General features: G+C 37.9%; 7 protein-coding genes. 2 read left to right on the top strand and 5 right to left on the bottom strand.

Annotated features, from left to right (window positions below; genetic code table 11):
- Positions 1–27: 27 nt before the first annotated feature.
- Entirely contained in the window at positions 28–1,227 is a 1,200-nt protein-coding gene (gene rluF, locus QNK26_RS11260) for a 23S rRNA pseudouridine(2604) synthase RluF (protein WP_319222981.1), read from the bottom strand.
- A 263-nt stretch (positions 1,228–1,490) separates the two neighbouring features.
- On the opposite strand from rluF, the gene QNK26_RS11255 reads away from it, so the two are divergent.
- Complete coding sequence (locus QNK26_RS11255; protein ID WP_319222979.1) at positions 1,491–2,339, top strand: S1 RNA-binding domain-containing protein; 849 nt, start codon at positions 1,491–1,493, stop codon at positions 2,337–2,339.
- A gap of 114 nt (positions 2,340–2,453) precedes the next feature.
- Here the strand turns inward: QNK26_RS11255 and QNK26_RS11250 are convergent, their stop codons facing one another.
- The 3 genes from QNK26_RS11250 to clpS all read right to left on the bottom strand — a co-directional run bounded on the left by QNK26_RS11250 (position 2,454) and on the right by clpS (position 5,539).
- Positions 2,454–2,819, bottom strand: coding sequence for a hypothetical protein (locus QNK26_RS11250; protein WP_319222977.1), 366 nt, complete (start codon positions 2,817–2,819; stop codon positions 2,454–2,456).
- A gap of 80 nt (positions 2,820–2,899) precedes the next feature.
- Entirely contained in the window at positions 2,900–5,176 is a 2,277-nt protein-coding gene (gene clpA / locus QNK26_RS11245) for an ATP-dependent Clp protease ATP-binding subunit ClpA (RefSeq protein ID WP_319222976.1), read from the bottom strand.
- Positions 5,177–5,224: 48 nt separating this feature from the next.
- Complete coding sequence (gene clpS / locus QNK26_RS11240) at positions 5,225–5,539, bottom strand: ATP-dependent Clp protease adapter ClpS (RefSeq protein WP_319222975.1); 315 nt, start codon at positions 5,537–5,539, stop codon at positions 5,225–5,227.
- A 276-nt stretch (positions 5,540–5,815) separates the two neighbouring features.
- Between clpS and cspD the strand changes: the two genes are divergently transcribed.
- Positions 5,816–6,037, top strand: coding sequence for a cold shock domain-containing protein CspD (gene cspD, locus QNK26_RS11235; RefSeq protein WP_319222974.1), 222 nt, complete (start codon positions 5,816–5,818; stop codon positions 6,035–6,037).
- Positions 6,038–6,113: 76 nt separating this feature from the next.
- On the opposite strand, the gene QNK26_RS11230 is transcribed toward cspD, so the two are convergent.
- On the bottom strand, positions 6,114–6,332 hold a 219-nt coding region (locus tag QNK26_RS11230; RefSeq protein ID WP_319222972.1), incomplete at its 5' end, for a translocation/assembly module TamB domain-containing protein.

The raw sequence follows: 6,332 nt of genomic DNA, 5'->3' as shown, positions 1-6,332 counted from the left end.
GTAATTAGCCATAGACATTATATCTAATCACTTCTTTTTCAACGATAAAGTACCTTTAACACGAGGCGCTTCAGGACTCGGCTTAGCATTAGCCAGCTTGGCTTTTTCACGTTCAGCAATAATACTGAAACGCGTAGCTGGTGCTTTTCGTTCTTTTCTCTTTTCAGCTGAGTCGAAACGAGCTCTTGATGCAATTTGTTCATCAGAAAAAGACGCTGGTTTATCTTTCTCTACAACATCAGAATCTTGCTCAACAAAATCAGATGATTTTTCATTTTGCGTCCAAAAATCCGACGTCGGTTCATCTTGTTTATTTAGATCAGAGCTGGTTTCATCTTGATTCCAAAAATCTGAAGTCGCTTCATCATTCAAAACTTGACCAGGTGTTGGTGCGTAATCGCCATAACCAAATCGTTTTTGGCGTGCGGCACTGTTTACGCCACGTTTAGAATGCACGCCTTTTGTTTTCGGTTTTACTTGACCATAGTCAGACGCTTCTTCAGTGCTACTTGAACTTTCAACCATGCTGTTTATTTCAGCCATCTCGCTATCGGTTAGTAAACGCCATTGACCCGTCTTTAAGCCTTTCATATCAATATTCATGATACGCGTACGCGTCAATGATTTAACTTGAAAACCAAAGTGCTCACACATACGGCGAATCTGTTGATTTAAACCTTGCGTTAAAATGATTCTAAATTTAAAACGACCTTCACGCGTTACTTTACATGGTTTAGTAATGGTATCTAAAATCGGCACACCGTTAGCCATACCGGTTAAGAAGTTATCCGTAACAGTACTATCAACTTTAACAATATATTCTTTTTCGTGTGCATTACCTGCACGTAAGATCTTATTAACAATATCACCATCATTCGTTAGAAAGATAAGTCCTTCAGACGGTTTATCAAGGCGACCGATAGGGAAAATACGAGTGCTGTAATCGATAAAATCAATCACGTTACCTTGAATATGTCGTTCTGTTGTACACGTGATCCCTTCAGGCTTGTTTAATGCGATGTAAATTCGCTTCTGTTTAGCTTTTACCGGTTTACCATTTACTGCAACCATGTCGTCATCTGACACTTTAGTTCCCATTTCAGGGATTTTACCATTAATGGTTACACGACCCTGTTCAATCAAGCGGTCCGCTTCACGACGAGAGCAGTAACCCGTGTCGCTGATGTATTTATTAAGTCGAGTCTGTTTAATGTCTTGTTGTGTCATGATAATTTATACTAATATTAAGGGAATTAGGAATTGCGTAAAAGTTTTGAGAATTGTTTACTTCAGAAATACCGCAATTAAGTGGCCGAAGTATAACAGAAGGCATTATTATCAAGCAATATTAGTGCATATATTTAACCTTTCAGCTAATTAATATTAATTCATCCGCAAATATTGGGTTTTTTTCACGCTTCGTGATACATTGCCTGCATTATTGGGTGATCTATAATTACCCTCATTATTTAAATACAGAGCAAAGAACCATGGCAGAATTAGGTAAGTTAAATACCTTAGAAATTATCAAAGAAACTGGATCGGGTTTCTATCTCGACGGCGGTGTACTAGGTGAAATACTGTTACCTTTTACAAACTCACCATTGAACGCAGATATCGGTGATGAACTTGAGGTATTTATCTACCTTGATTCAGAAGATCGTATCATTGCAACAACACAAAAAACACTTGGTGCTGTTGGCGAATTCGTCATGTTAAAAGTTAAACAAGTAAACAATGTTGGTGCATTCCTTGATTGGGGTTTAGATAAAGACCTGTTAGTTCCTTATAGTGAACAACGCGTCCCATTACAAGTAGGCCGTGAATACCTTGTGGCTATTTATCTTGACCGTATTCATGGTCGAATCACAGCAACAACAAAACTAGATCGTCACGTAGACAATGTGCCAGCTCGATATAAAATCCACGAAGAAGTTGAAATCACACCTGTTGACCCAACAGATCTTGGTTACAAAGTAATTGTAAATAACACCCATTGGGGCGTTGTTTACAAGAACGAAATGTTTAAGAAATTAAACCGTGGTGAAAAACAAAAAGGTTACATTCAAAAAGTACGTGAAGACGGTAAAATTGATATTTTACTGAACGAACCTGGTCACGGCAAGGTATCTGATTTTAGCCAAGTGTTATTATCAGAGCTAAATAAACATGGCGGTTTCATGCCTGTTACCGACAAAACAGACCCAGAAACAATCTCTCGTTTGTTTGGTGTGAGTAAAAAGACATTTAAAAGTGCTGTAGGCCAATTATTCAAAAAAGGTATCATTGATATCGTTAAGACGGGTAACGTTGGCTTACAAGTTAAAGACAGCGAATAGTAGATACCGCAAGTCGTTGATGTGCTAATAAAAACAGCAGTAATAAAAATGGAAGCCAATTGGCTTCCATTTTTCATTCTATATTTTATTTATTCATAACTTTATTTATTCAACTCAATGAACAATTTGTGAGATAGCAACGTTGGCTTGTTTATCCATCTCAGCTGAACCTAATATCATAATTAGCTCATCATCAGAATAAGCTGATAAATCGTTAGCTTGCTCAATAATATCTTCCATAACTGCGTTTATCTCACCATTATGCACTCGGTGCCATTGATAAAAACTAATAAGCAATACTTGTAATACGTAGCCTTCATCGAGTAAGGCAACATCAATACCACTTTCTAATGCCACAGCTTCCAATGTTTCAATATCAAAGGAAATACTGCCGTCATCATCAAGTTCAAGTCCTAACGAATCAAAACTAATCCCATCAGGGATACTAATTTCGACTCTAGTTAATGCGGAAATATCCATTTTGCATTCCCTCTTTAAGTCAAGCATAGTTACAAACTAACACTAATTCGAAATAAAACAAGCTTATAGAAAGATTCAGCTTACTCGGTTTCTGTTGCTGTCACTTTAACATCACTAAAAGTGAAAGCGAGTTCATCATCTTTCAATTGAATATCAACAGCGCCACCATTACACAATTTGCCAAACAAAATTTCATTCGCAAGGTTACGCTTAATTTTATCTTGGATGACTCGTGCCATTGGTCTTGCACCCATTGTTTTATCATAGCCTTTTTCTGCTAGCCACTTACGTGCATCATTCGATACATTTAAGGCGACTTGCTTATCATCAAGTTGTGCTTCCAATTCAACGAGGAATTTATCAACAACCATATGAATAACATCCATATTAAGATGATTAAACCAGATAATATTATCCAAACGATTTCGGAACTCAGGTGCGAACAATTTATTAACTTCACCTAATGCATCACTGTTGTTATCTTGCTCTTTAAAGCCAATCGATTGACGTACAGTTTCAGTTGCACCAGCATTCGTTGTCATCACCAGAATGATATTACGGAAGTCAGCTTTACGGCCATTATTGTCCGTTAGCGTACCGTTATCCATCACTTGTAATAACAGATTAAATACATCTGGATGGGCTTTTTCAATTTCATCGAGCAACACTACGGCATGAGGCTGTCTAATAACAGCGTCAGTGAGTAAACCACCTTGATCATAACCAACATAACCCGGAGGTGCACCGATCAAGCGCGATACCGTATGACGTTCCATATATTCAGACATATCAAAACGAATAAGATCAACACCCATGATTTTAGCTAAACGTTGAGTAACCTCAGTTTTACCGACACCAGTAGGACCAGCAAAAAGGAATGAACCAATCGGTTTTGCTTCAGCACCTAATCCAGAACGAGATAAACGGATAGCATCTGTAAGCACTTCGATCGCCGGATCTTGTCCAAACACAACCATCTTCAAATTACGTTCTAAGTTTTTAAGTACATCACGATCGTTAGAAGATACTGATTTTTCAGGAATACGCGCCATTTTTGCAACGATAGATTCAATCTCAGTAATACCAATTGTTTTTTTACGTTTATTCAACGGTAACAAGCGCTGTTTGGCACCAGCTTCATCCATTACGTCAATAGCTTTATCAGGCAGTTGACGTTCATTAATATATTTAGCCGATAATTCTGTCGCGGCCCGAAGCGCTTTTGCGGTATAGCGAACATCATGATGTTCTTCGTAGCGTGATTTTAACCCTTGTAGGATCTTAACCGTATCATCAATTGATGGCTCTACAACATCGACTTTTTGGAATCGTCGTGCTAATGCACTGTCTTTTTCAAAAATCTGGCTATATTCAGAATATGTCGTTGAACCGATGCAACGTAATGTACCATTACTAAGTAGCGGCTTAATTAAGTTGGCAGCATCAAGTTGCCCGCCAGACGCCGCACCTGCACCAACAATAGTATGAATCTCATCAATAAATAAAATTGCATCATCATGTTTTTGTAATTGTTTTAGTAATGATTTAAAACGTTTTTCGAAATCACCACGGTATTTAGTACCAGCAAGCAACGCACCTAGGTCAAGTGAGAATACTTGTGTGTTTTTCATTACGTCAGGCACTTCTTCATTCACAATCCGATATGCTAGGCCTTCTGCAATCGCTGTTTTACCCACGCCTGCTTCACCCACCAATAATGGATTATTTTTACGACGACGACACAATATCTGAATAGTACGATTTAGCTCTTCATCACGTCCAATTAGTGGATCAATGCGCCCTTCTACCACTAATTTATTTAAGTTAGCAGAGAAGTTTTCAAGTTTCGTCGATTGATCTTCACCATCACTGACCACTTGCTCAGATGAGTCAAGGCTATCTTCAATACCCGGTTCTTCGTCATTTTTACGAATACCGTGCGAGATGAAATTAATAACGTCTAAGCGGCTCATGCCTGATTTTTTTAAAATATAAGCAGCTTGTGATTCTTGCTCACTGAAAATGGCGACAAGGACATTTGCACCCGTTACTTCATTGTTTCCTGAGGATTGCACATGAAACACAGCACGCTGTAGCACACGCTGGAAGCCTAGGGTTGGTTGTGTTTCTCTGTCTTCATCTGACGCTGGTAAAATAGGTGTCGTTTGTTCTAAGAAGAGAAGTAATTCATCACGAATAGAATCGATATCACCAGAGCAGCCTTTAATTGCTTCGCTGGCAGATTTGTTACTTAATAGTGAAACCAATAGATGCTCGACCGTCATAAACTCATGACGATTTTCGCGTGCAGTTTTGAACGCTTCATTTAGCGTAATTTCAAGATCTTTGCTTAACATAGGCATCTCCCTATAACTACGTGTTGCGTAATTTTGCTAGCATTACGCTTATGCTTGTTCCATGGTACATAATAAGGACTGTTCGCTTTCTTTCGCATATTGCATCACCTGTGATACTTTTGTCTCGGCTATATCAGCCGTAAATACACCACAAACCCCTCTGCCCCTATAATGAACAGTTAACATGATTTGGTTAGCCTTATCTATATCCATAGAAAAAAACCTTTGTAGTACATCTACAACGAAATCCATTGGAGTATAGTCATCATTATTCAAAAACACTTTGTAAAATGAAGGTGCTTTAAGTTCTTGTTCACTTTCTATACTTGTTTTGAAATCAATCAGTTCATCTAACTTACTCATAATTCTATCTTAGTACCTATCACAGATTTGGGCTAATAAGTTTCACCCTTTCATCTAAGTTTACCTCATTTTATACATTTTTAGGAATATTAACTTGACTATAGTTGCGAATAAACTAAATTTATTAACAAGATGGAATAATTAATTAGCATTTAATTAACTTAACTGTTAACTATTGTATACATCTATTTCCCCTCTAATTAAAAGGGGTACTATAGTTTAGTAATCAAACAATTTGCAATTTGGTCGTTGCAACTACAGAAAGGATGCAGAGGTATGGCAACCGGTACGGTTAAGTGGTTCAATAATGCTAAAGGATTCGGCTTCATTTGTCCTGAATCAGGCGGCGATGATGTTTTCGCGCATTTTTCTATCATACAAATGGATGGGTACCGCACATTGAAAGCTGGGCAATTGGTGGATTATGAGATAGATGAAGGGCCAAAAGGCTCACACGCTATTTCTATTTCAGCGCATGGGGCAAGTGACATTAAATAAATTGTCGCCCTATTTTAATAAAAGCAGCTGAGCTGCTTTTATTTTTTAATTTTTTAATTTTTTATATGAAAAATGACTAACGGCTAAATTTATAATAAATATCCACAGCACTATCAACACCACTCACCAACTCGATATAAAGTTTTGGTAAGATCTCGTATCGTACAATAACTTCACTCAGTGCTGAGAATATGCCGATTCCGTAGCGAATTTGAACGCCAGGTAATACGTAACCACTCATTTCAACGCGAGTATCACTTCCTTGCCCTTGCGTATCAATGGCAAAATCTTTAAC

It is taken from the genome of Moritella sp., assembly GCF_033791185.1.
In the GTDB taxonomy this organism is placed as follows: Bacteria; Pseudomonadota; Gammaproteobacteria; order Enterobacterales; family Moritellaceae; genus Moritella.
This window is presented reverse-complemented; position numbering and strand designations above follow the sequence as displayed.

What these genes read in the sequence shown, in the direction of transcription:
- rluF (WP_319222981.1), bottom strand. Translation starts at nt 1,227, where the DNA reads ATGACACAACAAGACATTAAACAGACTCGACTTAATAAATACATCAGC.
- QNK26_RS11255 (WP_319222979.1), top strand. Translation starts at nt 1,491, where the DNA reads ATGGCAGAATTAGGTAAGTTAAATACCTTAGAAATTATCAAAGAAACT.
- QNK26_RS11250 (WP_319222977.1), bottom strand. Translation starts at nt 2,819, where the DNA reads ATGGATATTTCCGCATTAACTAGAGTCGAAATTAGTATCCCTGATGGG.
- clpA (WP_319222976.1), bottom strand. Translation starts at nt 5,176, where the DNA reads ATGTTAAGCAAAGATCTTGAAATTACGCTAAATGAAGCGTTCAAAACT.
- clpS (WP_319222975.1), bottom strand. Translation starts at nt 5,539, where the DNA reads ATGAGTAAGTTAGATGAACTGATTGATTTCAAAACAAGTATAGAAAGT.
- cspD (WP_319222974.1), top strand. Translation starts at nt 5,816, where the DNA reads ATGGCAACCGGTACGGTTAAGTGGTTCAATAATGCTAAAGGATTCGGC.